Annotated in this window: 26 protein-coding genes; 10 read left to right on the top strand and 16 right to left on the bottom strand. The window is 61.5% G+C overall.

All coding sequences use genetic code 11. From position 1 onward, the window contains the following. Nucleotides 1-93 precede the first annotated feature (93 nt). The 5 genes from ISP18_RS06560 to ISP18_RS06540 all read left to right on the top strand — a co-directional run bounded on the left by ISP18_RS06560 (nucleotide 94) and on the right by ISP18_RS06540 (nucleotide 4,312). Nucleotides 94-486: an MAPEG family protein gene (locus tag ISP18_RS06560; RefSeq protein WP_380010953.1), complete on the top strand. Its 393-nt coding sequence runs from the start codon at nucleotides 94-96 to the stop codon at nucleotides 484-486. A 13-nt stretch (nucleotides 487-499) separates the two neighbouring features. Continuing rightward, entirely contained in the window at nucleotides 500-1,300 is an 801-nt protein-coding gene (locus ISP18_RS06555; protein WP_380008347.1) for a CPBP family intramembrane glutamic endopeptidase, read from the top strand. 87 nt (nucleotides 1,301-1,387) lie between these two features. Beyond that, nucleotides 1,388-2,173: a MipA/OmpV family protein gene (locus tag ISP18_RS06550; protein WP_380008344.1), complete on the top strand. Its 786-nt coding sequence runs from the start codon at nucleotides 1,388-1,390 to the stop codon at nucleotides 2,171-2,173. A gap of 14 nt (nucleotides 2,174-2,187) precedes the next feature. Then, nucleotides 2,188-2,874, top strand: a complete 687-nt coding sequence (locus tag ISP18_RS06545; protein WP_380008341.1) for a response regulator transcription factor — start codon at nucleotides 2,188-2,190, stop codon at nucleotides 2,872-2,874. After that, nucleotides 2,837-4,312: a sensor histidine kinase gene (locus tag ISP18_RS06540; protein ID WP_380008338.1), complete on the top strand. Its 1,476-nt coding sequence runs from the start codon at nucleotides 2,837-2,839 to the stop codon at nucleotides 4,310-4,312. Before ISP18_RS06545 ends, ISP18_RS06540 begins: the two co-directional genes overlap by 38 nt. Here the strand turns inward: ISP18_RS06540 and ISP18_RS06535 are convergent. The 4 genes from ISP18_RS06535 to rsfS form a co-directional block, all read right to left on the bottom strand. After that, nucleotides 4,240-4,815, bottom strand: a complete 576-nt coding sequence (locus ISP18_RS06535; RefSeq protein WP_380008335.1) for a Maf family protein — start codon at nucleotides 4,813-4,815, stop codon at nucleotides 4,240-4,242. The genes ISP18_RS06540 and ISP18_RS06535 overlap by 73 nt on opposite strands. Nucleotides 4,816-4,914: 99 nt before the next feature. After that, on the bottom strand, nucleotides 4,915-5,364 hold the full coding sequence (locus ISP18_RS06530; RefSeq protein WP_380008332.1) for a GNAT family N-acetyltransferase: 450 nt from the start codon (nucleotides 5,362-5,364) through the stop codon (nucleotides 4,915-4,917). Between the two features lie 48 nt (nucleotides 5,365-5,412). Beyond that, nucleotides 5,413-5,883, bottom strand: coding sequence for a 23S rRNA (pseudouridine(1915)-N(3))-methyltransferase RlmH (gene rlmH / locus ISP18_RS06525; protein ID WP_380008329.1), 471 nt, complete (start codon nucleotides 5,881-5,883; stop codon nucleotides 5,413-5,415). 12 nt (nucleotides 5,884-5,895) lie between these two features. Further along, nucleotides 5,896-6,285, bottom strand: a complete 390-nt coding sequence (rsfS, locus tag ISP18_RS06520) for a ribosome silencing factor (RefSeq protein WP_380008326.1) — start codon at nucleotides 6,283-6,285, stop codon at nucleotides 5,896-5,898. 407 nt (nucleotides 6,286-6,692) lie between these two features. Here rsfS and shc point away from each other — a divergent pair, with 407 nt between their 5' ends. After that, nucleotides 6,693-8,615: a squalene--hopene cyclase gene (gene shc, locus ISP18_RS06515; RefSeq protein ID WP_380008323.1), complete on the top strand. Its 1,923-nt coding sequence runs from the start codon at nucleotides 6,693-6,695 to the stop codon at nucleotides 8,613-8,615. Nucleotides 8,616-8,638: 23 nt separating this feature from the next. Here the strand turns inward: shc and ISP18_RS06510 are convergent, their stop codons facing one another. Then, nucleotides 8,639-9,301 carry an NrsF family protein gene (locus ISP18_RS06510; RefSeq protein WP_380008320.1) on the bottom strand — a complete coding sequence of 221 codons (663 nt, stop codon included), beginning with the start codon at nucleotides 9,299-9,301 and terminating at the stop codon, nucleotides 8,639-8,641. Nucleotides 9,302-9,307: 6 nt separating this feature from the next. Beyond that, nucleotides 9,308-9,832 carry an RNA polymerase sigma factor gene (locus tag ISP18_RS06505; RefSeq protein WP_380010950.1) on the bottom strand — a complete coding sequence of 175 codons (525 nt, stop codon included), beginning with the start codon at nucleotides 9,830-9,832 and terminating at the stop codon, nucleotides 9,308-9,310. A gap of 286 nt (nucleotides 9,833-10,118) precedes the next feature. Here ISP18_RS06505 and ISP18_RS06500 point away from each other — a divergent pair, with 286 nt between their 5' ends. Both ISP18_RS06500 and msrB read left to right on the top strand, forming a co-directional pair. Further along, the gene (locus ISP18_RS06500) at nucleotides 10,119-11,843 is read left to right on the top strand and encodes a cytochrome c biogenesis protein DipZ (protein ID WP_380008317.1); all 1,725 of its coding nucleotides are present in this window, start codon (nucleotides 10,119-10,121) and stop codon (nucleotides 11,841-11,843) included. Between the two features lie 30 nt (nucleotides 11,844-11,873). After that, nucleotides 11,874-12,506: a peptide-methionine (R)-S-oxide reductase MsrB gene (msrB, locus tag ISP18_RS06495; RefSeq protein WP_380008314.1), complete on the top strand. Its 633-nt coding sequence runs from the start codon at nucleotides 11,874-11,876 to the stop codon at nucleotides 12,504-12,506. A gap of 168 nt (nucleotides 12,507-12,674) precedes the next feature. On the opposite strand, the gene nadD is transcribed toward msrB, so the two are convergent. The 8 genes from nadD to ISP18_RS06455 form a co-directional block, all read right to left on the bottom strand. Continuing rightward, nucleotides 12,675-13,319 (bottom strand): nicotinate-nucleotide adenylyltransferase, encoded by a 645-nt coding sequence (gene nadD / locus ISP18_RS06490; RefSeq protein WP_380008311.1) that lies wholly within the window; start codon nucleotides 13,317-13,319, stop codon nucleotides 12,675-12,677. Nucleotides 13,320-13,551: 232 nt separating this feature from the next. Then, nucleotides 13,552-14,562, bottom strand: a complete 1,011-nt coding sequence (gene holA / locus ISP18_RS06485) for a DNA polymerase III subunit delta (RefSeq protein ID WP_380008308.1) — start codon at nucleotides 14,560-14,562, stop codon at nucleotides 13,552-13,554. A 15-nt stretch (nucleotides 14,563-14,577) separates the two neighbouring features. Next, entirely contained in the window at nucleotides 14,578-15,171 is a 594-nt protein-coding gene (locus ISP18_RS06480; protein WP_380008305.1) for an LPS-assembly lipoprotein LptE, read from the bottom strand. A gap of 4 nt (nucleotides 15,172-15,175) precedes the next feature. After that, entirely contained in the window at nucleotides 15,176-17,809 is a 2,634-nt protein-coding gene (gene leuS / locus ISP18_RS06475) for a leucine--tRNA ligase (protein WP_380008301.1), read from the bottom strand. 282 nt (nucleotides 17,810-18,091) lie between these two features. Continuing rightward, a complete protein-coding gene (locus ISP18_RS06470) occupies nucleotides 18,092-18,703 on the bottom strand; it encodes a PqiC family protein (protein WP_380008298.1) in 612 nt (203 codons plus the stop codon). Then, nucleotides 18,700-20,382, bottom strand: a complete 1,683-nt coding sequence (locus ISP18_RS06465) for a PqiB family protein (protein WP_380008295.1) — start codon at nucleotides 20,380-20,382, stop codon at nucleotides 18,700-18,702. Before ISP18_RS06465 ends, ISP18_RS06470 begins: the two co-directional genes overlap by 4 nt. Continuing rightward, on the bottom strand, nucleotides 20,375-20,998 hold the full coding sequence (locus ISP18_RS06460) for a paraquat-inducible protein A (RefSeq protein WP_380008292.1): 624 nt from the start codon (nucleotides 20,996-20,998) through the stop codon (nucleotides 20,375-20,377). The genes ISP18_RS06465 and ISP18_RS06460 overlap by 8 nt, the downstream gene beginning before the upstream one ends. Beyond that, nucleotides 20,995-21,645 carry a paraquat-inducible protein A gene (locus ISP18_RS06455; protein WP_380008290.1) on the bottom strand — a complete coding sequence of 217 codons (651 nt, stop codon included), beginning with the start codon at nucleotides 21,643-21,645 and terminating at the stop codon, nucleotides 20,995-20,997. The genes ISP18_RS06460 and ISP18_RS06455 overlap by 4 nt, the downstream gene beginning before the upstream one ends. A gap of 96 nt (nucleotides 21,646-21,741) precedes the next feature. Here ISP18_RS06455 and trxA point away from each other — a divergent pair, with 96 nt between their 5' ends. Together trxA and ISP18_RS06445 are read left to right on the top strand one after the other, a co-directional pair. Beyond that, entirely contained in the window at nucleotides 21,742-22,608 is an 867-nt protein-coding gene (gene trxA, locus ISP18_RS06450) for a thioredoxin (RefSeq protein ID WP_380008287.1), read from the top strand. A 55-nt stretch (nucleotides 22,609-22,663) separates the two neighbouring features. Continuing rightward, nucleotides 22,664-23,116, top strand: coding sequence for a DUF4442 domain-containing protein (locus ISP18_RS06445; RefSeq protein ID WP_380008284.1), 453 nt, complete (start codon nucleotides 22,664-22,666; stop codon nucleotides 23,114-23,116). A 241-nt stretch (nucleotides 23,117-23,357) separates the two neighbouring features. Here the strand turns inward: ISP18_RS06445 and ISP18_RS06440 are convergent, their stop codons facing one another. Further along, the gene (locus ISP18_RS06440; protein WP_380008281.1) at nucleotides 23,358-24,026 is read right to left on the bottom strand and encodes a hypothetical protein; all 669 of its coding nucleotides are present in this window, start codon (nucleotides 24,024-24,026) and stop codon (nucleotides 23,358-23,360) included. A gap of 2 nt (nucleotides 24,027-24,028) precedes the next feature. Continuing rightward, on the bottom strand, nucleotides 24,029-24,550 hold the full coding sequence (locus tag ISP18_RS06435; protein ID WP_380008278.1) for an RNA polymerase sigma factor: 522 nt from the start codon (nucleotides 24,548-24,550) through the stop codon (nucleotides 24,029-24,031). Between the last annotated feature and the right edge of the window lie 52 nt (nucleotides 24,551-24,602).

The raw sequence follows: 24,602 nt of genomic DNA, 5'->3' as shown, positions 1-24,602 counted from the left end.
CTCGCGCGCCATCGCCGTGCCACCGGCCATCCCCCACAGCATGGCACCAAACCGCTAAAGTGACATCTCTCTTTCCTACCCATATGCGCCATGATTCAGAACCTGCCCGCCCTGGTCACCTTGCTGACGGTCCTACTGCAGTTCGGCACGATGTATGCGGTAGGCTGGGCGCGCGGCAAATATCGCATCGAGGCGCCGGCCGTCAGCGGGCATCCCGCGTTCGAGCGTGCCTACCGCGTGCAGATGAACACGCTGGAAAGCACGCTGATGTTCCTTCCCGCATTGTGGCTGGCCACGCATTACGGCTACGTGCTTTGGGCCGGCGTCGCCGGACTGGTGTGGATTCTTGGGCGCGTGTGGTACGCGTGGGCTTATCTCGGCAACGCAAGCAAACGTGGGCCGGGCTATATGGTGGGCATGCTGGGCTGGGCGGCGCTGGTGGTAATGAGCGCACTTGGCCTGGGCCGCGCGCTGCTAGCGAGCTGATGCAAGATCGTCGATGACCGCTTTGCCGTTCACACCGGAAGAACCCGCCACGCCACCGCCCTCGATCAAAGCGCCGGGTGTGCTGTACGCGTTCGGCCTGATCCTGCTTTATTTCCTGCTGCAAGTGGTTGCCGGCGTGCTGATGGGTTTTGCGGCCGGCGTGCTGGAGAAAATGCGTCATCCGCAGCTTCCGCTCGCCGATCTGCGCAAGCATGCGATGGAGGTGATGAATCAGCCGGACACCAACGCCAGGCTGGTGGTTATCGCGCTACCGCTGATCGCGCTGATCCTGTTCTGGCTGGTGCACCGCGCATGGCCGCTGTTGTGGGCCCGCGCCATGCCGCCCGGCTTCGGCTTGACTGCGCCGTTTTCGCGTCGCTGGTACGTGATGGCGCTGCTAGTTGGTTTGGTGATGCCGCCGCTGGGCGCGCTGATCACACAACTGCTGGCGCATGGCCACGATGTGACGCAGAACGTGGAGGAACTCAGCCGCCACGCATCAAGCAACCTGCGCCTGCCGCTGGCAATCGTGGCGGTGACGGTAGGCCCGATGATCGAAGAGTTGATGTTTCGCGGCGTGCTGTTTTCCGCGCTGCTGCGTCGGTTGCCGATGGCGCCTTCCATAACGATCTGTTCTGTGCTGTTCGGCGCGGTGCACCTGGGCGGCCTGGATTTTCAATGGTACGCCTTGCCGAACCTGATTCTGCTTGCCGCCGCACTATGCTGGTTGCGTTTGCGCTCCGGTTCGCTGTGGCCGGCCATTCTCACGCACGGTGTGTACAACCTGTTTGCGCTGGTGGCGCTGTTCTTCTAACAAGAAGTTGGATCGCTCGCTTCAGTAAGTATCAGGTAAGTGCGCAGGCAAAACAGTAGGTACCCCGCCCCTACCTATCGTTGAGCCATGTCCATCTCCTTTCGTGCCAGCCGTCTCGCGCTCGTACTTCTTGCGGCCCTATCTGCTCAAATCAGTTACGCCGATGAACCGGTACTCACCAAAGGCGAAAGTGCTTCCAACTGGGCATTGGGCCTTGGCGTCGCCGTGGAACAAACGGCGTATCGAGGTATCGGCAACCGGGTCACGCCGTTTCCCTTGATCAAATACGAAAATTCGTGGGTACGCGTTTTCGGAAACACACTCGACGTGAAAGCACCCAAGTTTTCCGATCAATTCTCGGTATCGCTACGCGCCTCCTTCGCGCTCGGCGAGGGATACAAAGCCTCCGACTCGCCCTTTTTTCGAGGCATGCACCAACGTAACGGCAGCATCTGGGTCGGGCCGGCCGCGAGCTGGCGCAACGACTGGTTCACCCTATCCGCCGATTGGGACATGGATGCGTCAGGAGAAAGCAAGGGCCGTCAGGCGAACCTTACCCTGCAGAGGAGCTTTGTGATCACTCCCCGGCTCAATGTGACACCGCATGTCGGTGCCAGTTGGCTGGATAAGAAATACGTCGATTACTACTACGGCGTGCGACCGGATGAGGTTCGCGTGAATCGCCCGCTCTACCTTGGAGGCTCCACTATCAATACCAAGGCAGGCGTGAGAATTGGCTATACACTCACTCCCCATCAGCACCTGCTGCTTGATATCAGCGCCACCATGCTGGGTTCGAAGATCAAGGATAGTCCGCTAGTAAATGGCAGTACATCGTCCGGCGTGCTATTCGCGTATTTCTATACCTTCTGACGATATCGCCGCGCATGAACCGGATCGCCTTGGTGGAAGATCACGAACGTCTGGCGTCACTCGTGCGCCTTGCGTTGTCCCGGGCGGGTATCGAAGTGGATATCTTCTCCAACATGGAATTTGCCTGGCGTGCACTGCAGTCGGCGCCCTACGGCGCGCTCATCATCGACCGGGGCCTGCCGGACGGTGATGGCCTGGGCCTAGTCCGACGGCTGCGGCAAGCCGGGCGTTCGATCCCGTGTCTGATGCTGACCGCCCGCGACGCGTTGCACGACCGCATTGCCGGCCTCGACACCGGCGCGGACGACTACCTGACCAAACCTTTCTCGACCGAAGAATTGGTCGCCCGCGTGCGGGCCTTGCTGCGACGCCCGGAAGCCCTCAAGAGCCTCTCGCCCAGCTTCGCCGATCTACACGTTCATTCCGATCCCGGCCGGATGATCTGCGGCAGCGAGTCGGTATCACTGGCACCAACGGAGTTGCAGATCATGCTCTGCCTGGTCGAAGCACACGGCTCGGCCGTGCGGAGAACCCGCATCGAGCATGCCGCCTGGGGTTTGGAAGAAGCGGTTACGCCCAATGCTCTGGATGTTGCGCTCCATCGTTTGCGCAAGAAGCTCGCCGCGATTGGTTGCAACGTCATCATCACCAATGTAAGAGGGCATGGTTATGCGCTTCGCGAAGATCATCTGGCCCCGTAGCCTGTCGGGCAAGCTATTGGCAACATCGGCCCTTGCCATCGTGGCAACGTCCATCCTGGTCGCCTGCGGGCTGGTGATGGCACTTTCGTGGAGCCGTGATATATGGATTCAAGGCCATTTAGCCCAGGAAATAGCACTTGTCGAAAACGCCGTACTCTACAGCGACGAAGGCATTCCAAACGCCGTCGCGCTGTCCGCCAGGGAGCACGCCATCTATTCGGCGTTGCCCAATGACGTCATCTATCGCGTGCTCGATGCCCACGGGCGTACCTTGCTCGCTTCGGACGGATCGACGAGTCCGCTGATCGCCATCGATGACTCGTTCAAATCAGGTCTGCGAAAGCTGCAAGTCGATCACAATGGCGTTCTGCTGGATGTAGCGACGGCCCCATTCAACCACGCCGGATCGACATACTACATCCAGGTCACGAAAAGTGAGCGCATGCGTGAAATAAGCAACTCGCGAGAAGCGTTGTTGATGATGCGGATCAGCTTGGTCGCCGCGCTGGTCGCCATGCTTTTGTTCAGCGCGGTGGTCTTGCTGACCCTTCGCTACGTATTAAGGCCTCTGCGCAACGTATCCTTGGCCGCGGAGCGAATCGAGCCGCGAAATCTGACTGCGCGTCTCAATGCGGATGACCTCCCCTCGGATCTTCATGCATTGATCACTGCATTCAATGCAGCACTCGCCCGCATCGAACACGGTTATCGGGTGCAACAGAATTTTCTGGCTACGGTCGCGCATGAACTCAAGACACCGCTTTCCCTGATCCGTAGCGAGATTGAACTGAATGGAACAACCGATCGCGCGGTGCTGCTGAATGACGTCGACTACATGGCCCGTCAAGTTCAACAGCTCCTGCATCTGGCAGAAGTAAGCGAGGCGCAAAATTACCTACTAGAGCCCACCAATCCCGCGAACATAGCCCAAGAAGTCGCCGATTTTCTCGGCAGACTCGCGGAACAATGCAAGGTCAGCGTCGCCATCGTTGCACCATCGCATCCTGTGCTGGTTCCGGCCGATCCAGGCGCGCTTTACATTCTGATCAAGAATTTGTTGGAAAACGCCATCCGACATTCACGGTCCGGCGGACATATCGTCATTGGCGTGGCCGCCAACGGCTTTTCGATCAGAGATTACGGAACGGGCTTGGCGCGTGAAGATCTCCAGCACCTCTTTAAGCGCTTTTGGCGCGGTGCGGACAACCATGAGGGCGCGGGGCTAGGCCTTTCGATCTGCCAGGAAATCGTACGTGCTCATGGCTGGAGCATCACGGCACAGAACGCGCATCCGGGCATGGTATTTTCCGTGGCATTCGAGGCGGAATCCGTGCCTCCAACGCCAAGCCCGCGCCAAGACAAACGTCAAACAGCTACGCCGAAGCTTCTCAGCAAGCGCGCAGTCTCGAACAACGGCAGTCCCATTACACCGGAATAGCTGCCTTCCAGATGCTCAATCAGCGTGGCGCCCCTGCCCTGGATGGCATACGCCCCCGCCTTGCCGAACGGTTCGCCGGTCGCCACGTAGGCGTTGATCTCAGGTTCGCTCAAGGCTGCAAAGCGTACGCGCGAGATGCTGACATCGCCCTCTTCCCGTTTGCCTGACACCATGCAGACTGCCGAGATGACTTCATGCGTGTGGCCAGACAGGGCCTGCAACATGTCCACGGCATCGTCGGCATCCTTCGGCTTGCCGAAGACTCGCCGATCGAGCACAACTTCCGTGTCCGACGCGATCACGAGCGCATCGGCCTGCGCTTCGCGCGTCAAGTGTTCCCAACCGGCCAGCGCCTTATCGCGCGCTACGCGCTGCACGTAATCGATCGGCGCTTCTTCCGGAAATGGCACTTCCTCCACGTCCACGTCGAGAATGGAAAAATTGGCGCCTAGCTGCCCGAGCAGTTCGCGTCGACGGGGCGATTGGGAGGCGAGATAAAGCATGAAACACCTGGCTCCTTGCTAAAATTCGAAGAACACCTTACTCCAATCACCACAGCGATGACGTGCTCCGGAAGTACATGCTCGCTCCGAAGTAAATCGCTACAGCGTCAGGCCATAATCACAAAAATCCCGATCGCGTTTCCAGCCGAGCGATTCGTATAGCGCCTGCGCAGGGGCGTTATCCAACTCCGTCTGCAGCCACAGGCTGGCCGCACCCAAGGCACGCGCATGGTCGGCCGCCGCGATCAGCAGGGCTTTCGCCACGCCGTACCTGCGCGCATCCGGCGCTACGAAAAGATCGTTGAGCAGATAGATGCGCGCGGTGCGCACGGATGAAAACAGCGGATAAAGCTGGGTGAAGCCCAGACCCAAGCCTTGCTCGTCGCAAGCCAGCAGGATCAGCGATTCGTGATGTGCGAAGCGCTCGGCAATAAAGGTGTGTGCGCGCGCCTGATCAGGAGGTTGCCGGTAGAACTGCCGGTAACCATCCAACAGTGGCACGAGCCTATCGAGATCGTTGATGTTCGCCTGGCGAACCTGAAAGCGCATGACGGCTCCGATGACAATGCGGTGACGAAGATCCGCCACCATTGCCGGTCACGCGCGATGGTACGGATGCCCTGCCAGCAAGGTGGTCGCGCGGTAAAGCTGCTCCACCAGCACCAGCCGCACCAACATATGTGGGAGCGTAAGCGGACCCAATGACCACTTTTGATCGGCGCGAGCCACCACTTCCGGTGCGTGGCCGTCGGGACCGCCGATGAGAAAGGCCAGATCGCGTCCGGCCATGCGCCACTTCGACAGCTGTTCGGCGAGTTCCTCGCTGGACCAGGTCTTGCCGCGACCATCCAGCGCAATCACGTGGATATCGCGTGGCAACGCGGCGAGGATGGCGCTGCCTTCATCATGGACCGCACGCGCATCGTCGCGGCCCTTGCCGCGTGCGCCGGGTTTCAGTTCGATCAATTCGAGGGGCAAATCGTGGGACAGCCGTTTGCGGTATTCGGCAAACCCTTCTGCAACCCATGCAGGCATGCGTTCGCCGATGGCGATCAGGCGGGCGCGCATGCCGGATTTTCTCTAGCCTGTCGCTAGGGCAGCTTCGCCTTCGGCGTCGCGATCGCCGACGGTCCACAGGCGCTCCAGGCCGTAGAACTCGCGGATGCGCGGCAACATCACATGCACGATGACATCGCCCAGATCCACTAGCACCCACTCGGCCTCCCGCTCGCCTTCGACACCCAGCGGCATCACGCCCGCCTGCTTGGCGAACTTGACGACTTCGTCGGCGATGGATTTCACATGGCGTCCCGAGGTGCCGGAAGCAATCACGAGCAGGTCGGCGATGGAGGTTTTGCCGCGCACATCGATTTCTCGGATGTCTTTGGCCTTGAGGTCTTCAAGGGCGGCGATGACGGTTTTGCGCAGGGTGGCCGTGTTGACGGCCTTGATATGGCGGATGGAGGTCAAGAGTCGGGGCCTCTCGGCGTATCGGCAGCGCGGAGTGCGCGAGTGCAGTATATCCGCCTTGCCCTGACGGGACGTCAAGGGCCACGTTACCAGCGATGCACGGCCGACTTGGCAGGCTCACCCGACGGATGCCTCAACAGCCCCGGAAGGGGACAGGAGGAACGGCAGCTCAAACCCCGGGAGCGCCGCAAACGCCGACTTTCGTCGCCTGCGTCACATCCATGAAATGATTCCGACCTGATTCACGCCAGCCAGACAGGTCCTTTACAAGGCCCCATCCATATCTAGGCTCCTCAAGAAGCGAGTTCGGTACGGGGGCTGGGATGGATACTCAGACGTTCGCCGCTTTGTCCGCTAAGCATGGCGCTCCGCATAGGAACCGGGAACAAGACTCCGGGCACCTTCCCTTGCTTGAAAGCACCATCGAACGTGCTGCACAAGGCCTGATAAGCGCACAGCAACTAGACGGCCATTGGGTTTACGAACTGGAAGCCGACGCCAGCACCACAGCCGAATACGTTATGCTGACGCATTACTTGGGCGAGCCGCCCAAGCTCGAACAGCATCAAAAAATAGCACGCTACTTCCATCGCACGCAGCTCGCCGATGGCGGCTGGCCGCTGTATACAGGTGGCCCGATCGAAGTAAGCAGCAGCGTCAATGCCTATTACGCACTCAAGATCATGGGCGAGGCCGAAGATACCGAGTCCATGCAGCGCGCGCGGCGCGCCATCCTTACGCACGGCGGCGCCGAGGCATCGAACGTATTCACACGCACGCTGCTCGCCTTGCATGGCATCGTTCCCTGGAAAGCCATACCCATGATGCCCGTCGAGATCATGCAATTACCATCATGGTTTCCAGCGCATTTGTCGAAAATGTCGCCGGTTGCGCGCGCTTTCCTCGTGCCGTTGCTAGTAGTGAATGCCAAACGCCCTCAAGCAAGAAACGCATACAAAGTTGGAATCGACGAACTATTCAAGGTTGCACCATCTACGCTGCGCCTGTTGCCACGCGCGCCGCACCAAAACGCCGGGTTGTTTGCGTTCTTTCGCGGCCTCGACGCCATGCTGAGGGCAACAGAACCTCTGTTTCCAAAGCGCACCCGGCAGCGCGCCATCCAATCCGCAGTGGCCTTCGTCGACGAACGGCTGGATGGAGAAGAAGGATTGGGAGGCATTTTCCCTGCCGCAGCCATGGCGGTCATGATGTACGACGCGTTGGATTACCTCGCAAATCATCCATTGAGAGCCATGGCGCGCCAGACAGTGGAACATTTCCTGGCGGTGGGAGAGCACGAAGCTTATTGCCAGTCAACCCGATCGCCCGTGTGGGACACGGCATTTGTCGCACATGCTTTGCTTGAGGCAAACACGCCTGCTGCCCGGGTAGCGGCTACGCGTGGACTCGATTGGTTGCGCGTCCATCAAATTCTCGACGTGCGCGGCGATTGGACTACGCGTCGCCCGCATGTACGACCAGGCGGCTGGGCATTTCAATACGGCAATGCCCACTACCCTGACGTCGACGACACGGCCGTTGTCAGCGCCGCAATGGACCGTGGGGACAAACTGACCCACTCCGAAACCTATCGGGAAGCTGTGGCGCGAGGCCTGGAATGGATCGTAGGCATGCAATGCCATAACGGAGGCTGGGGCGCTTTCGAGGCAGAAAACACGCACAGTTATCTGGATAACATCCCCTTCTCCGATCACGGTGCCATGACGGACCCGCCTACGGCCGACGTATCGGCCCGGTGCTTATCCCTGCTCGCTCAGCTTGGCCAATTGCCTGCCAATAGCGAGCCGGCCAACCGCGCGCTCAATTACCTATGGCGGGAACAGCAGCCCAATGGAAGCTGGTACGGCCGCTGGGGCGTTAACTACGTCTACGGCACGTGGCTAGCACTCTGCGCATTGAACGCCGCGGGTGTGGCGCATGACAGCCCACGCCTGCAACGGGCGGTACAATGGTTGATAGCCATCCAGAACGAAGACGGGGGCTGGGGTGAAAGCTGTGCCAGCTACGAGCACGACTGCCACCATTTCTCGCAAGCCCCGAGCACCGCATCGCAAACGTCCTGGGCGCTGCTTGGATTGATGGCCGCCGGCCAAATCAACCATCCAGTGGTTGCGCGCGGCATGTCCTACCTGCTTGCAACACAGTGCCAGGACGGTCTATGGGAGGACGCGTCCGTCACCGGCACCGGCATCCCACGTGTCATTTATCTTCGCTATCACGGATACCCGAAGTTCTTTCCCTTGTGGGCGCTTGCTCGCTATCGAAACCTGCGGCGCAGCGGCATCACGCGTGTTGCTACGGGTATGTAATCGGATCCGGAAAACAAGCGAGGCTACGGTCGAGAGAGGGCTTTTGACAACAGCCGCCCGCCCATGGCCGCATTCGCGCCAATCACGATCGCCACCGCTAATGCATGCATCACCAGATCCGACGCGGCGGCGTCGAAGTTGTGGCAGATCTCCAAGAGGCTAGCCGACGCTGCCGCACTGGCCAGCCCCACCATCACCGCCGTGAGGGCCGGGCGCAGCGGACAGGCTCGCCGGAGCAACCAGATCATGAGACCGGACAGCGGAACCGAAAAACTGATGATGAAGATCAGGCAATCGTTGGCGCCATGCAGACCCATGATCGGCATGCCCGGTATGTGTGCGCGCAAGCAGCCTAGGCCACTAGCGCCGATCCACAACGCAGCGCTTGGCACAGGCAGCCATGCCCATTTGACGGAGCGTCCCGGCACCGCGAGCAGGAACGAGGCCAGTGCACCCGTGATCGCCGTGATCACTGCACCACATGCGGCCAGGCCGAGGTCAGGCGCGGCGTACCAGCGATGCAACATGGTGCTTGCGCCATAACGTGCGAACAGCACCGTAGCGATCACCGCGACCACCGCCAGCCAGCCGAGCGCGCGCCGCCACGGCGGCAGCAGGCGCCGCACGGGCGTCAGCTCCGCGCCGAGCGCGTTGATCAGGGCTTCATGGCGTGCAGCGTCGGACATGAGTGGTCAGGAATCTCCGTGCAGGCGATCGCGCAGTGTTTTCAGAGCGCGATGCAGGTTGACTTTCAACGCACCGGTGTTGCGACCGGTACGTTCGGCGGCCTCGGCGAGCGAGCGCTCCTTCAGGCCTAGTTGTTCCACCGCCTCTCGCTGTCCCGCCGGCAGGGTGTCGATCGCCTTGCGCAGGCGCTGTGCTTCTTGATGGCGCTCGGCGCCGGCACTGGCATCGTCGCGATCGGCGTGCGTGTCGAAGGCGAACTCGTCGTGTACCTCGCGGTGCTCGCGGCGGCCGTGGCTGCGCAGCACGTCGATAGCGCGACGCGCAGCGATCGCCGATAGCCACGCATTGTAGGAACGCGTCGGGTCGAACGTGTGCCGCACGCGATGCACGGTAAGCAGGGTTTCCTGCACCACGTCATCCAGCGCATCCACCGCTACGCCCTGCCGCCGTGCCACCGCGCGGATCAGCGCCACCGAATCAGCCAACACGCGCGTGTAGGCGCGCTGGTCGCCCGCTTGCGCGGCGCCCATCCACGCTGCCCGCTGCCGGTCAGCCTGTTCGCTGGCACTTGGGGATTCGGTTGGCACGGCCTTGTCGCTATCCAGCCTCCTTGGCGGAGGCTGGCGTAGTAGGACCCACGGGCCGTCAAAGGTCAAGGATACGGATGGCATCTTGGCAATCGCTGGTTTTCCAGGGTGTATTCGCTGAACTTGGGAGTACGGTTACCTGCAGCAGACGCGTTCAGCGCACGATCCCATTAAGTAACCCGCACACTCACCCCAACGAATAGCCATCGAAACCACCACGGCCCCATCCATGCTCCTGCTCATCCTCGCCTTTGTCGGAGGCATTCTCACCATCCTCAGCCCGTGCATCTTGCCGGTGCTGCCGTTCGTGTTCGCGCGCGCCGACCGGCCGTTCGCGCGCAACGGCTTGCCGATGCTGATCGCCATGGCGCTCACCTTCGCGTTGGTGGCCACGCTGGCGGCGGTCGGCGGCGGCTGGGCGGTGCACGCGAATCAATATGGACGCTATCTCGCGCTGGCAGTGCTGGCAGTGCTGGGGCTGACGTTACTGCTGCCGCATTTTGCCGAATGGATCAGCCGTCCGTTCGTGCAGCTCGGCAACCGGCTCACCGAAAAAACCGAGGCGCAGCACGATTCGCCGTGGTCCGCTGCGGGACTCGGCATCGCCACCGGCCTGCTGTGGGCGCCCTGCGCCGGACCGATTCTCGGCCTGCTGCTGACCGGCGCCGCGCTGCAAGGCGCCAGTGCGCAAACGAGCTTACTGCTGCTCACCTATGCCGGCGGCGCAGCGGTATCGCTTGCGCTTGCTTTGGTCGTCGGCGGACGCGTCTTCGCGCTGATGAAGCGCTCGCTTGGTGCGGGTGAGTGGGTGCGTCGCGCGCTGGGCGTGCTGGTACTGGCCGGCGTGGTTGCCATTGCGCTGGGCGCGGATACTGGCCTGCTCACACGCGTTTCGCTAGCCAGCACCAGCGGCATTGAGCAGAAGCTGATCGATGCGGTTCGCCCCGCGCCTGCTCACAACGCACCCGCGCCGAAAGCCGGCGAGGCCTTGCCGGTAGAAGGTGAACTGCCTGCGTTGTCTGGTGCCACGCAATGGTTCAACAGCGCGCCGCTGACGCCCGAAGCGCTGCGCGGCAAGGTGGTACTGGTCGACTTCTGGACCTACTCCTGCATCAACTGCATTCGCTCGCTGCCGTATGTGAATGCGTGGGCACAGAAATACCGCGATCACGGGCTGGTGGTGATCGGCGTGCATTCGCCGGAATTCGCGTTCGAGAAAGATCCCGCAAACGTCGCGAAGGCGATCAAGGATTTCAACATCGGCTATCCGGTGGCGATGGACAACGACTACGCCATCTGGAAAGCCTTCCACAACGAATACTGGCCGGCACACTACTTCATTGATGCGCGCGGGCAGATCCGCGCGCATCATTTCGGCGAAGGCGATTATGCAGGCAGCGAGGACGTGATCCGCCGCCTGCTGAGCGACGCGGGCTACCAGAATCTGCCGGGCGGCTATGTGCAACCCGGTGCAGGCGGTGCGGAAGCGGCCGGTTCCGGCGACATGTATCGCTCGCCGGAAACCTATGCGGGTTACGCACGCAGCGAAGGCTTTGCCGGTGGTCAGATTGCGCACGACGAGAGCTGGCAGTACCGCGCGCCCGCCACTCTCGCCGTGAATCAATGGGCCTTCAACGGCACCTGGACCGTGAACGCCCAGCACGCCACGCTCGACAAACCTAACGGCAGCATCGTCTACCGTTTCCGCGGCCGTGATCTGCATCTGGTGCTTGGTCCGGGTGACGACGGCAAGCCGGTGCGTTTCCGCGTCACGCTCGACGGCAAGACGCCGGGCGACGATCACGGTACCGATATCGACACCGACGGCAACGGTGTGATCGACGGGCAACGCCTGTATCAATTGGTACGCCAGACACACGGCACCGGCGAGCGCGTGTTCGAAATCACCTTTCTCGACCCGGGCGTGCGCGTGTATGCGTTCACGTTCGGCTGAGTGCAGCACAGCAAGCAACAGGAGACGGACATGACATCCGCATTCGACGACAAGACGCTGGACCGCCGGCGCTTCCTACTTACCCTGCTCGGCGGCGGCACGGTCGCCGCACTGGGCGGAATCGCGGCCGTGCGATTGCTCGGCGGCGGCAACGGAGGCCGCGCGATGGCCGCTGCAACGCCTGCCGCAGTCAACAGCTCGCAGATATTGCTGCTCGAATGCTTTTCGGACGACGACGGCCACCACCTTGGCCCGTGCGACGTGCGCAAGCTGGTGCTAAGCGATGCCCAGTGGCATCAGCGTCTTTCCGATGCCGCGTTCAACGTGATGCGCCGCGCGGGCACCGAGATGGCGTTCAGCGGCCCCCATGAGAAACCCAATAGCAAGGGCCTCTACCGCTGCGCCGGTTGCGACACGGCATTGTTCAATGCCGCTACGCAATTCGATTCCGGCACCGGCTGGCCGAGCTTCTGGCAACCGATCGCCAAGAAGAATGTGATCGAAAACCGCGATACCGCTTACGGTATGGTCCGCACGGCGGTGAGCTGCGCCGGTTGCGACAGTCACCTTGGACACGTGTTCGATGACGGCCCGCCGCCGACCGGGCTGCGTTATTGCATGAATTCGGTGGCGATGCGGTTTGTGGCGTTTCGAGTGAGTTGATGCTTGTCGATACGTAGCCCCTCTCCCTCTGGGAGAGGGGTTGGGGTGAGGGTGCGAACGGAGCGCGTCATTAAAAACTTGCGCAACATGTCTAACATGCGCTTCGTTCGTACCCTCATCTGCCCTTCGGGCACCTTCTCCCGAAGGGAGAAGGATTCACCATATACATCACGATAACGGCATTGCACGATACGGCGCCAACAACGCCGGATCATCAAACAACCCTGCCGGCAGCAGGTAGCGCGGATCGCGCCCCGTCGCCAGCAATTCGCGAATGTGCGTGGCGGAAACCTCCAGCGGCGTCACTGCGAGCTCGATCATCTTGCCCGCCGCTTGCGCGCGAATAACCGCAGGATCATCGGTGCGCCGTGCAGCCACAGCGCGTTCCAGCTCTACCGGGATGCATGTCTCGATGCCTGGCCGGTTGATCACACCGATATGCGTGACATCGAACAATTCGCGCCAGCGATGCCAGCTACGCAGGCCGGCGAAGGCATCCGCGCCGAGCAGCAACACCAGCGGCCGCTCACCGCATTCGCGGCGCAATTCTTGTAGCGTGTCGACGGTGTAGGAAGGGCCGCTGCGTTCGAGTTCGCGCGTGTCGAGCGCAAGGCGCGATTGTCCGCGCAGCGCCGCACGCAGCATGTCCACGCGTTGCGTCGCGGTGGCCGTGGGCGACGAGCGATGCGGCGGCACGTTGGCGGGCATCAGCCTCACTTCGGCGTCCAGCAGTTCGGAGGCTTCCCATGCCACGCTGAGATGACCGATGTGGACCGGGTCGAAGGTGCCACCGAAGAGGGCTAGCGGTTTCATTGAAACATTCCTTGTTTGCTAAGCCCGATTTTCTCAAGGCGCAAATATCCGGCTAGCAACCATCTTTCCTGGTCGTCATTCCCGCGAAAGCGGGGATCCATCTTTGCTTTTCGCCCAAGAGCAACATGGATTCCCGCTTTCGCGGGAATGACGACCATACGAGACCACACATCCCGGAAAGGCATGTAGTCCGTGTCAAGAAAAGGCATACAGGAAAGCATCAAACGCTCTCTCATACCAACGCCTGCGCCGCCCTCGGCTCCGCTATCGCGGCAATCAACCGTTGTGCTTCCAACCACGCGTCGCCACTTTCGCGCCCCTTAGCGATGCGATCGATTCGCGCGGCACGCGCCAGGCATTGCATCCAGTGTTCGCGCGGCGCACGGCGCAGCGCCTTGCGAAACAATTGCTCGCGCGCAGGCCACAGCCGTTCCGCGCGCGCCTGCGCGCCGAAGTCGTGCGCATTGGCCAGGCGCAAGGCAAGCTGTAATTGATTGACCAGCCACCCCATCAATGCAATGAGCTCATCGCCCTCCGCGCGCAGACCGTCAAGTATGCGCAGTGCGCGTGCACCGTCGCCGCCCAGCGCGGCGTCGGTAAGTTTGAAGGCATCGTAGCGGGCGCTGTCGGCGACGAGCTGTTCCATCTCGGCGGCATCGATCTTGCCCTGCCCATGCAGCACCGCGAGCTTGTCGATTTCCTGCGCGGCGGCGAGCAGATTGCCTTCCACGCGCTCGGCCAGCAATGCGGCGGCATCGGATGTCGCGGTCAGTCCGCGTGAAGCCAGGCGCGCGCCGATCCAGGCTTCCCATTCGTTCGGTCGTGGCGCGTTGAAGATCACCACGCAGCCGGCACTGTCGACCTGCTTGGTCCACGCGCCGTCGTGCTTACTGCTCCATTCCACCGCGGTGATCAGCAGGCTCACGTCTGGCGGCGGATTGGCGCAGAACTCGGTGATCGCCTTGGCGCCTTCAACACCGGGGCGCCCGGTGGGCAAGCGCAGGTCGAGCAGGCGGCGCGTGGCGAACAACGACATGCCTGCCGCAGAACGTGCCAGTTCGTCCCAGTCGAAATGCGCGCCTACGTCCAGCACCTGACGCTCGCTGTAACCCAGCTTGCGCGCCTGCGCGCGCAAGGCGTCGGCGGCTTCCAGCACCAGCAGTTCTTCGCCGGCCAGCAGATAGACGGGCTTCAGGCTATCGGCGGCCAGTGCCTTCTGCCATTGAGCGTGATTGAGCGGCATCGTTTCAATGCCTGCTTAATCACCGATCGGCGACGGCGTGTATTGCGGCGGTTGCTGCGTGGTGCTCGCGTTGGCCGGCATGGGGCCGACAGCTTTCGCGGCAGCTGTCTCGCCGTTCTTCGCCACGGCCTGCAGTCGGAACAGCACGGCTTGCACGGCGTCGTCGATCAGGCTGCCTTGGATCTGCTCCATCTGCGATTGCGTGCCCACCGGCTGGCTGGCGTCGTAGCTGTATTCGCGCTGCAGATCGAAGGTCTGCTGCGGCGCGATCACCTTGCCATCGGAGTCAGTGGCGTTGAATACGACGTGGAAGCGCACCGCGAATTCGGTCACCTGCGCGGCGCCGTTGATCGTCAGCGATTGCACGGTGAAGTTCTGCGCCGGCACGTGCAGCTCGGCAATACCGGGGCCGCTCTTGTCTTCCAGCGCCACGTTGGAAGCGAGCAAGGCGCGCGCGAGTTTGCGCTGGAAATCGCCGCCGCCACCGACCGTGAGGTGCACGCGCTGCATGCCCTCGGGCATGGCCGCGCTTCCGCGCAGGTGGAAACCGCATGCCGCCAGGGCGAGCATGGGCAGCAGCGCGATCAGTTTCAGCATGCGGTGATTCATGAAGTCATCCTGCGACGATGTTGACGATCTTGCCGGGCACCACGATGACCTTGCGCACAGTCTGCCCTTCCAGGAAGGCTGCCACATTGGGTTGCGCACGCGCCAGCGCCTCGGCTTCCTCCTTGGAGGCGTTGGCGGCGATGTCGATGGTACCGCGCAGCTTGCCGTTCACCTGAACGGCCAGGGTGAGCGTATCGCGCACCAGCGCGTCCGGATCCACCTTCGGCCACGGCTGGTCGTCCAGCACGGCCAGCGGGTGGCCCAGCGCCTGCCATAGCGTATGACTGACGTGCGGCACCACCGGATTGAGCAGCAGCACCATGGTTTCCAGCGCTTCGTGGCGCAAGGCACGGCCCTGATCACTCTGGTCGGTGAATTTGCCGAGCGCGTTGAGCAGTTCCATCAGGGCAGCGATGGCGGTGTTGAAGGCATGGCGGCGGCCGAAGTCGTCGCTCACCTTCTGGATGGTTTCGTGCAGCTGGCGGCGCAGCGCCTTCTGGCCGCTGTCGAGCTTGGACGGATCGACTTCCGGATGGTCCGGCTGGCCGACGTGCGTAAGCACTTCGCGCCAGAAGCGGCGCAGGAAGCGCGCCATGCCTTCCACGCCGGCTTCGTTCCATTCCAGCGACTGCTCGGGCGGTGCGGCAAACATGGAGAACAGGCGCACGGTATCTGCACCGAACTTCTCCACCATCGCCTGCGGATCCACGCCGTTGTTCTTGGACTTGGACATTTTCTCGGTGCCGCCGATATGCACCGGCTCGCCGTCGGCTTTCAGTACCGCGCCGATCACATGCGCCTTGTCGTCGCGACGGATTTCCACGTCGGCGGGATTGATCCAATCCTTCGAGCCGTCCGCGTTGTCGCGATAGAACGTTTCGGCGATCACCATGCCCTGGCACAGCAGGTTGGTGGCCGGTTCGTTCGACTGCACCAGTCCTGCGTCGCGCATCAGCTTGTGATAGAAGCGGAAGTACAACAGATGCAGGATCGCGTGCTCGATGCCGCCGATGTACTGGTCCACCGGCAGCCAGTAGTTGGCGCGCTCGTCCACCAGGCCGTTCGCGCCGGGGCTGGTGTAGCGCGCGTAGTACCAGCTCGATTCCATGAAGGTATCGAAGGTGTCGGTTTCGCGTTCGGCTGCGCCGCCGCATTGCGGGCAAGTGGTCTTGCGCCACGCGGGATCGGCCTTGATCGGCGATTGCACGCCCGAGAAGGCAACGTCTTCCGGCAGCACCACCGGTAGTTGCTCTTCCGGCACCGGCAGCGCGCCGCAGTGCTGGCAATAGATCACCGGAATCGGGCAGCCCCAATACCGCTGGCGACTCACACCCCAATCACGCAGGCGCCAGTTGACGCGGCGATGCCCCTTGCCGGCCGTTTCCAGTTTGCTGGCGATGAAGTCGAAGGCGCCACGGTAATTCTTGCCATCCATGTCGCCAGAGTTGACTACGCGCATGTCAGCGCGCGTTTTATCCGAGTACCACTCTTTCCAATGCTGCGCGTCGTACGCGGCATCGTCGCCGCTCACGGCGATCACTTGCTTGATCGGCAAGTTGTATTTGTGCGCGAATTCGAAATCGCGCTCGTCGTGGCCGGGCACCGCCATCACCGCGCCCGTGCCGTAGCCCATCAGCACGAAGTTGGCTACCCACACCGGCACTTTTTCGCCACTGATCGGGTGAATGGCGAACAGGCCGGTGGCCATGCCGCTTTTTTCCTGCGTTTCCAGTTCGGCTTCGGAGACGCCACCGTGACGCAGTTCCTCCAGGAACGCGGCCAGTTGCGGATGGTTCGCGGCCGCTTTCTGCGCCAACGGATGCTCACCCGCGATGGACACGAAGGTGACGCCCATCAAGGTGTCCGGACGCGTGGTGAACACCGTCAGCGGCTCGACCTCGCCTTCCACCGCGAAGTGGATGTCCACGCCTTCGCTGCGGCCGATCCAGTTGCGCTGCATGGTCTTCACGGCATCAGGCCAGCCGGGCAGCGTGTCCAGGCCGTCGAGCAGTTCCTGCGCGTAATCGGTGATCTTGAGGAACCACTGCGGAATCTCGCGCTTTTCCACCAATGCACCGGAGCGCCAGCCGCGGCCGTCGATCACCTGCTCGTTGGCTAACACAGTCTGGTCAACCGGATCCCAGTTCACCACCGCGTTCTTGCGGTAGGCCAGGCCTTTCTTCATCAGCCGGGTGAACATCACCTGTTCCCAGCGGTAGTAGTCCGGCATGCAGGTGGCGAACTCGCGCGACCAGTCGATGGCATAGCCCAGCGACTTGAGCTGCTCGCGCATGTGGTCGATGTTCTTGTACGTCCACTTGGCTGGCGCGGTGTTGTTCTTGATCGCGGCGTTTTCCGCCGGCAGGCCGAACGCGTCCCAGCCCATCGGCTGCAACACGTTCTTGCCGTTCATGCGCTGGTAGCGGCTGATGACATCGCCGATGGTGTAGTTGCGCACGTGGCCCATGTGCAGCGCGCCGGAGGGGTACGGCAGCATCGCCAAGCAATAGAACTTCGGGCGGGAGGGATCCTCCTTCACTTCGTACGCGCGCTGCGCGTTCCAATACTGCTGCGCGGCGGATTCCACCGCCTGCGGGCTGTAGTCGTTAGGGGAACCCTGGTCTTGATTGTCCTGCATGATCCGGCGCCGTTATGCGTATTCGGTAGCGCGGGCGTCCATCGCCCGTGCGCTGCGTGGGACCCGGCAGACTAGCAGAAATGCCTCTTCGCTTGGATCGGATTTAACCCCCTCTCCCCTCTGGGGAGAGGGCTGGGGTGAGGGGACAGCCTCGCTTGATCTTCATCAAGACACAAAAACAAAAGTGATCACCCGCACAGACACCATTTCCCGCAAGCCTTGCCCCTCACCCTAGCCCTCTCCCCGGAGGGGAGAGGGGACGAAAAGCGAGGCGCGGAGGCACTATGGAGACGGACAAGTCGACGGCACACTCCCCGCCGCCATGGCCGGCGCCACGCTGGCGATCTGGCCAGCCAGCGTCGACAGCGCCTGCTGGTGACCGGCAACCAGACCGGCGTAGCCCTGGCCCACGCTTTCGCTGATGTGGCTGCTGCAGGTGAGCACGGCCTGGCTGCGCAGTTCGCGCACTGTCCAGGTGGCGTCGATCAGCGCATAGCTGCCAGGCGCGGAATCGAAGCGGCGCAGGTCAACCTTGATGCGCAGCACCGGCTTGCCGTTGACGGCCACGCCGCCGCTGATGTCCTGCGCACCAGTGCGCTGTGAGAGGTCGACCGACAGGGCACCGCGCACTTCATCCGCCAAGGGAGCGGCCCAGCGTTCGCCGTTGAGCAAGGTGACGGCCTGCCCACCCTGACGCACTACCAGTTGCGGTACGTCGTTTTGTGCGGGGACGCCGACCGGCATCAGTTCAAATTGAAAATGTGCCGGCAACGCGGCGGCCGGCGTACCGTTATCGGACGCCGGAATGAGCGTGTAGTAATGCATGGGCGCCGAGGCACAAGCTGCAAGTGCTACCGTACCCAGCGCCGCCATCAGGTATCGCATACGAATCATGGCTTGCTCCCTTGCTGCGGCTGGGCGGTGGACGAGCCGTTGCTCTCGGGCGGCGGCGCATCCTTGGCGCGTCCACGGATCAGCGCGCTGGGCTGGGCGTTCAAATAATCGGTGAGCGTGCGCAACGAGCGTGCCATGCGCTGCAACTCCTGCAAGGTGCCGCTCAGGTTCTGCTGCAGCGGCGAATCGGCGGCGAGCGCGTTGTTGGCCGTGCCCAGTGTCTGGTTGGCACCGTTGAGTGTGTTCTTGAACGCCGGCAGCACGTCACCGTTGAGTTGCTTGATCGTGCCGTCGAGATCGGCCAGCGTGTGATTGAGGTTGTTGCCGATCGCGTCGAACGGAATCTTGTTGACCTTGTCGACGATTTCCGCCATCTGCTCCTGCAGCTTGTCGAAGCTGCCGGGGATGGTGGGGATTTGCAGCGGACGCGCGTTCGGATCGTAGTCCACCGCCTTGGGCGCCTTCGGCTCGATATCCAGCGAAATGAACAGCTGGCCGGTGAGCAGGTTGCCCACCTTGGCCTGCGCGCGCAGGCCTTGTGCAACCAGCGAGGTGACGACCTTCGACATATCCTCATCACCCTTGGACCTGGCAATCTCAGCCAGCTTGGCATTCGCACGACCCAGGCGTTCGGGATAGATCAATGCACCCACGTAGATCGGGAACTTGTTGGTCTTCTCGTCGTAATCCATGCGGATGGACACGACATGGCCAAAGTTGATGCCGCGGAATTCCACCGGCGAATTCACCGCCAGACCACGCACCGGCTGATCGAAGCGCATGACGATATAACGCGGCTCACCATCCGGCGGCGCCATCGCGTTGCTTTGCGTATCGAACAAGGTAAAGCCTGTGTTCTCAGGCACCGGCTTTTCGTTTGGATGCGGCCCGGGTGCATCGTTGAACGCCACGCCACCGGCCAAAACAGTGGCCAGCGATTGCGTGTTGAGTTTCAAGCCATCCGCGCTGATCGATACGTCCACACCGCTGGCATTCCAGAAGCGCGATTCGGTGGTGACGAAACCGTCGTAGGGGCTGTCGACAAAAATTTGCATGGTGACGCCCTTGCCGTCGTCATCCAGCTTGTACGACGCCACGCGACCGACCTGCAGGCGCCGGTAAAACACCGGCGAGCCGATATCCAGCGAACCCAGGTCGCCGGCATGCAGCGTGAAACTTTTGCCACGCGAGTCGTGCAGTACCGATGGTGGATTTTCCAAGCCGACGAAATCGTTCTGCGTCTGCTGGGACTTGCCCACATCCACACCAATGAACGAACCCGACAGCAACGTATCGATGCCCGACACGCCACCGAGTCCGATGCGCGGGCGAACCACCCAGAAACGTGAATCGGAAACGGCAATGCCGGACGCACTTTTTTCCAGCCCCACCTTCACGATCACCTTGCTGTGATCCTCGCTCAGGCGGATACCGGTGACCTTGCCGATCACCACATCCTTGTACTTCACCACCGTCTTGCCCGATTCCAGGCCCTGCGCGGTTTCAAAACTGATGGAGATGGTAGGCCCCCGCTCCCGCCACGCGCTGATCACCAACGACAGGCCGATCAGTGCCGCCACGACCGGGACCAGCCAGATCCATGCGGCGTTCACGCGCTTGCGCCGCACCACTGGTTCGGGCAAGCCACCGCCTGAGCTGGGTAGGTTTTGATCAGTCATCTTCTTCCTTGCAATCCCATATCAGGCGGGGGTCGAAACTCTGCGAAGCAAGTATGGTAAGTATGACCGTCAATCCGAAATACACCACCCCAGGCAACGGCTCCACCTGGCTGAAGAAGCCGAACTGCACCAGCGCGGTAAGCAGCGCCACGACAAAGACGTCCAGCATCGACCAGTAGCCGATGAATTCCACCAGCCGGTACAGCATTGCGCGCTGGCGGCGTGCCCAGTTGGTACCGCGATGCGCGCTCAGCAGCAGCGTGCTTATCACCAGGAACTTCATCATCGGCACCACGATGCTGGCGGTGAACACGATGACGGCCAGATCCGGCGAACCCTTCACCCACAGCTCGATCACGCCGCTCAGAATAGTGTTGTCGTCCACATCGCCTAGGCTGGCCGTGCGCATGATCGGTAGCACGTTAGCGGGGATGTAAAAAATGAAGGCGGCGATCAGGAGCGCCCACGTGCGGGCGCAGCTATAAGGCTTGCGCCGATGCAACGAACTGCCGCAACGCGGACAGGCTGCGTCCTCCATCTGCATATCGCGGCAAACCTGGCCGCATACATGGCAACTGATCAGCCCCAACTCATGTGCGCGTGGCAGCGCACTCATGACGCCGGCTCCGCAGGGAGCTTGTCCCACAGCTGACGCAAGTCGATACCCGAAAAGATGGTGATCAGCAGCGCCAGCGCTGCATAGGCGAAGGCGCCGATATCGGGCGTCACGTCAAAATACAGCTGCGCCTTGACGATCGACACCAGTATGCCGAGCACGAACACTTCGCTCATCGTCCATGGCGCGATGTAATGCAGCACCACCATCAGCGGCACGAAGCCGGGGGCCCGCTGCCCTTTGCGCCCAAAGATCAGCAGCCAGCCCAGAACCCCCATCTTGCACAGCGGAAAGAAAAACAGCGTGGCCGCCGCAAGCACCGACACCACCTGCGAGTGCTCCTTCCACATCATGATGATGATGCCCCACAGGGTGGCGTGAATTTCCTCGCCATTGAGGCCCAGTGTGATGATCGGCCACACGTTCGCCTGCACGAACACCACCATCACGGTGACCACCAGCGCAAACATCGCGTTAAGACCGACGCGCTGATGGCGCTCCAGCACCGCATTGCAACGCGCGCAACGGGCGACCTCACCGCGCGCCAGCGGCCGGCGGTTGTGCACCGTATCGCAGTGCTCGCAGATCAGCAGCGTTGACGACGTCGCTTTCTGCGCTTGCTCGATGGCAGCGGGGGGTGTGCTCATGCCAGCGATTCTCGCAAATCCTTAAGCGTCCTGCGCACACTTGATATGCTGCACGGTGCCCCGACTTGTCTGGGGTTCATCCATCTGGAGCCCACCGTGAACGCCGCCGTCTCCCCGCATATTTTCGATGTCGACCAAGACAACTTCGAAACCGAGGTGTTGCAAGCTTCGCTCAAAACCCCGGTGCTGGTGGATTTCTGGGCAACCTGGTGCGGCCCCTGCAAATCACTAGGCCCTTTGCTGGAGAAGCTCGCCACCGAATACAACGGCGCGTTCCGGCTGGGCAAGGTGGACGTGGACAAGAACCAGGAACTGGCCGGCGTCTTCGGCATTCGCAGCATTCCCACCGTCATCATGGTGAAAGACGGGCAGATCCTGGACGGTTTTGCCGGCGCCCTGCCCGAAGGACAGTTGCGTGAATTCCTCTCCCGCCACGTTCAGCCGCTAGAAGGGGATTTTGAAGAAGAAGAGCTGGAAGACTTGCCGGCCGAGTCGCCCGAACAGGCTATCAATCGCCTACAGCAGGAACTCGCCTCCAACCCCGATCGCCCAGAGCTCAAGCTCGACCTGGCCATCGCGTTGGCGCAAGCGGGCCACGCTGCTGCCGCGGAAGCCGAACTCAACGGCTTGCCCGCCAACCTCGCCACCGACTCGCGCGCCGTGCGTCTGCGCAGCCAGCTCGACCTGGCCCGTTCGCTCGAAAGCACGCCGCCGATGGAAGTGCTGCAGCAGCGCGTCCACACCAATCCGCAGGATTGGGAAGCGCACGATCTGCTTGGCGCACGTTTGTTGCTCGGCGACGATCCGGCCGCGGGGCTGGAGCATTGGCTGTTGATCCTCGAGAAAGCCCGCGACTGGAGCGACGGCCAAGCGAAGAAGCGCCTGCTGGCCGCGTTTAATACATTGGACGACACGGAGTTGGTCGGGCGCTATCGCAGGCGGATGGCGTCGTTGCTGTTCTGATTCTTCCATACGCGAAAGTATGGCAAGCTGAAGGCTCCCTCTTCCGGAGCCTTCCATGCGTGCTTCCACCTTCCGCCGCCTGCTCAATCTGTGGCCGCCATTCCTGTTCAACAGCATTCGCCTGTTGAGCCTGGACGACGGCTACACCGAAGCACGCGTGGTGTTGCGTTTGCGGCCGTGGAATCGCAACTACGTGCGCACGCAGTTCGGCGGCAATCTGTTTGCGATGGCCGATCCGTTCTGGATGCTGCTGATCCTGCATCACCTGGGCAAGGATCATTTCGTATGGGACAAAGCCGGCAGCATCGATTTCGTTGCGCCGGGGCGTGAGGACGTCTACGCACACTTCAAGCTGGAGCAAGGCGTGCTAGACGAATTGCGCGCCGCCGCTGCGAATGGCGAGAAAGTGCTGCGCTGGTTCGACGTGTCGATCAAAACAGCCGCAGGCGACGTGGTGGCGGTAGTGCGCAAGCAGCTTTATGTGCGATTGAAGCCGAGGAATCGGTGATGGCTCTTATTGAGCTTTCAATTACTACCGATAGGCATGACATCCTTACGAAGATGCATTGTCTTACTTCACCGTCATTCCGGCGAAGGCCGGAATCCAGTTTCAATACATCGTGCAAAGCACTCAACAAAGGTTTTGTGTGCTTCGCACCATTTATTTGACTGGATTCCGGCCTTCGCCGGAATGACGACAAGGGGCGCAACACCCTTTCGCGAGAGTGTCGCGAACTAGAAAAACCTCATCACTCCTGCTTGAACTGCGCAATTTGTTCCAGCATAGATTCCGCCTTTTGCACACACTTGCCAGCGAAATTGTTTTCGAGCCAGCGCCGATGCCCGGCCCAACGCACCAGCCAGAAAACAACCACGACCAGTGCCAATGAAACGCATCCGCAAAGAATCAGGTGCGACACCAGCCATGGTGCGAGAAGGAAGATGTCAAGCTTCGGCGCCACACGCTCATCATCGAGCTGGATTTCCATCAGCACCAGCGGAATCCATGCAAATGAACCGATCACGGCGAATACCGGTGCCTCGACCCTCACCCGCCACGCGCGAAGCGCCGCCAGCCGCTGCTGGATCTCCAGAATGGGTGCTGCATAGTCAATCCGCTGGATCAAGTGCAGGTTCCGTGCGGCCGCAAGCACCAGCGACATGCCGAGCAGTTGCACCAGCACGCCCACAATCAGCCAATGCAGAACCTCCATTCGCACCGACCAGAAGGAAATGCCCCACAGCATGATCGCCACGCCGAATGCAAGTTGGATCGACTGCCCCAGTACCAGGGGGCGCAATCCGTGGCGCATCTTATCCAGCCGGCTTTCCATCAGCAGGCGTTGATGCAGCCGCTGCTGTTGTTCCAGTTGGACTTGCAGCGTTTGCCAGGCATGTTTCATGTCATCAAGTTCCACGGTTATGCCTCCGTCGATTCCGCAGTCGCCATCCGGCTGCGAAGCTTTTGTTTGATGCGACTTATCTTGGTCGCCACATTGGTTTCGCTGATGCCCAGAATCTCGGCCATCTCGCTGTAGCTGCGGTCTTCCAGGTACAGCAGAATCAATGCACGATTGAGCGGATCGAGCTGATCGATAAATCGGTACAAGGCCACGAGGCGCCCATCCGGTTCGGCTTGGCCTTCGCCGCTGATCGTCTCCAGATGATGTTGCTCCAGCGACTCGAAGCGTTCCTCTTGCCGCGGCAGACGCCGCATCTGCGAAATCGCCACGTTAAGTGCAACCCGATACATCCACGTGGAAAACCGCGCACGCTTTTCGTCGAAGCTGGGAAACGAACGCCACAACTGCACACAGATTTCCTGCGTCAAATCGCGCCGGTCTTCGGGATCGCGCGCATACACGGACACCACCTTGAACACGATCCGCTGGTGTTCGCGCAGCAATGTCTCGAATGCCCGCTGTTGTTCCCGTCCGCGCATGGCCTGTCCCCGTGATTAACCTGTTATTCGCGGCGCGCGCGAAAAAATCACA

The organism is Dyella humi (assembly GCF_044904605.1).
Lineage (GTDB): Bacteria > Pseudomonadota > Gammaproteobacteria > Xanthomonadales > Rhodanobacteraceae > Dyella_B > Dyella_B humi.
Note: the sequence above shows the minus strand (reverse complement) of the source record. Positions and strands in the feature narration are given on the sequence as shown.

Coding starts and splice junctions, on each gene's coding strand:
- ISP18_RS06555 (WP_380008347.1), top strand. CDS start 500: ATGACCGCTTTGCCGTTCACACCGGAAGAACCCGCCACGCCACCGCCC.
- ISP18_RS06550 (WP_380008344.1), top strand. CDS start 1,388: ATGTCCATCTCCTTTCGTGCCAGCCGTCTCGCGCTCGTACTTCTTGCG.
- ISP18_RS06545 (WP_380008341.1), top strand. CDS start 2,188: ATGAACCGGATCGCCTTGGTGGAAGATCACGAACGTCTGGCGTCACTC.
- ISP18_RS06540 (WP_380008338.1), top strand. CDS start 2,837: ATGGTTATGCGCTTCGCGAAGATCATCTGGCCCCGTAGCCTGTCGGGC.
- ISP18_RS06535 (WP_380008335.1), bottom strand. CDS start 4,815: ATGCTTTATCTCGCCTCCCAATCGCCCCGTCGACGCGAACTGCTCGGG.
- ISP18_RS06530 (WP_380008332.1), bottom strand. CDS start 5,364: ATGCGCTTTCAGGTTCGCCAGGCGAACATCAACGATCTCGATAGGCTC.
- rlmH (WP_380008329.1), bottom strand. CDS start 5,883: ATGCGCGCCCGCCTGATCGCCATCGGCGAACGCATGCCTGCATGGGTT.
- ISP18_RS06510 (WP_380008320.1), bottom strand. CDS start 9,301: ATGTCCGACGCTGCACGCCATGAAGCCCTGATCAACGCGCTCGGCGCG.
- ISP18_RS06505 (WP_380010950.1), bottom strand. CDS start 9,832: ATGGGCGCCGCGCAAGCGGGCGACCAGCGCGCCTACACGCGCGTGTTG.
- ISP18_RS06500 (WP_380008317.1), top strand. CDS start 10,119: ATGCTCCTGCTCATCCTCGCCTTTGTCGGAGGCATTCTCACCATCCTC.
- msrB (WP_380008314.1), top strand. CDS start 11,874: ATGACATCCGCATTCGACGACAAGACGCTGGACCGCCGGCGCTTCCTA.
- nadD (WP_380008311.1), bottom strand. CDS start 13,319: ATGAAACCGCTAGCCCTCTTCGGTGGCACCTTCGACCCGGTCCACATC.
- holA (WP_380008308.1), bottom strand. CDS start 14,562: ATGCCGCTCAATCACGCTCAATGGCAGAAGGCACTGGCCGCCGATAGC.
- ISP18_RS06480 (WP_380008305.1), bottom strand. CDS start 15,171: ATGAATCACCGCATGCTGAAACTGATCGCGCTGCTGCCCATGCTCGCC.
- leuS (WP_380008301.1), bottom strand. CDS start 17,809: ATGCAGGACAATCAAGACCAGGGTTCCCCTAACGACTACAGCCCGCAG.
- ISP18_RS06470 (WP_380008298.1), bottom strand. CDS start 18,703: ATGATTCGTATGCGATACCTGATGGCGGCGCTGGGTACGGTAGCACTT.
- ISP18_RS06465 (WP_380008295.1), bottom strand. CDS start 20,382: ATGACTGATCAAAACCTACCCAGCTCAGGCGGTGGCTTGCCCGAACCA.
- ISP18_RS06460 (WP_380008292.1), bottom strand. CDS start 20,998: ATGAGTGCGCTGCCACGCGCACATGAGTTGGGGCTGATCAGTTGCCAT.
- ISP18_RS06455 (WP_380008290.1), bottom strand. CDS start 21,645: ATGAGCACACCCCCCGCTGCCATCGAGCAAGCGCAGAAAGCGACGTCG.
- ISP18_RS06445 (WP_380008284.1), top strand. CDS start 22,664: ATGCGTGCTTCCACCTTCCGCCGCCTGCTCAATCTGTGGCCGCCATTC.
- ISP18_RS06435 (WP_380008278.1), bottom strand. CDS start 24,550: ATGCGCGGACGGGAACAACAGCGGGCATTCGAGACATTGCTGCGCGAA.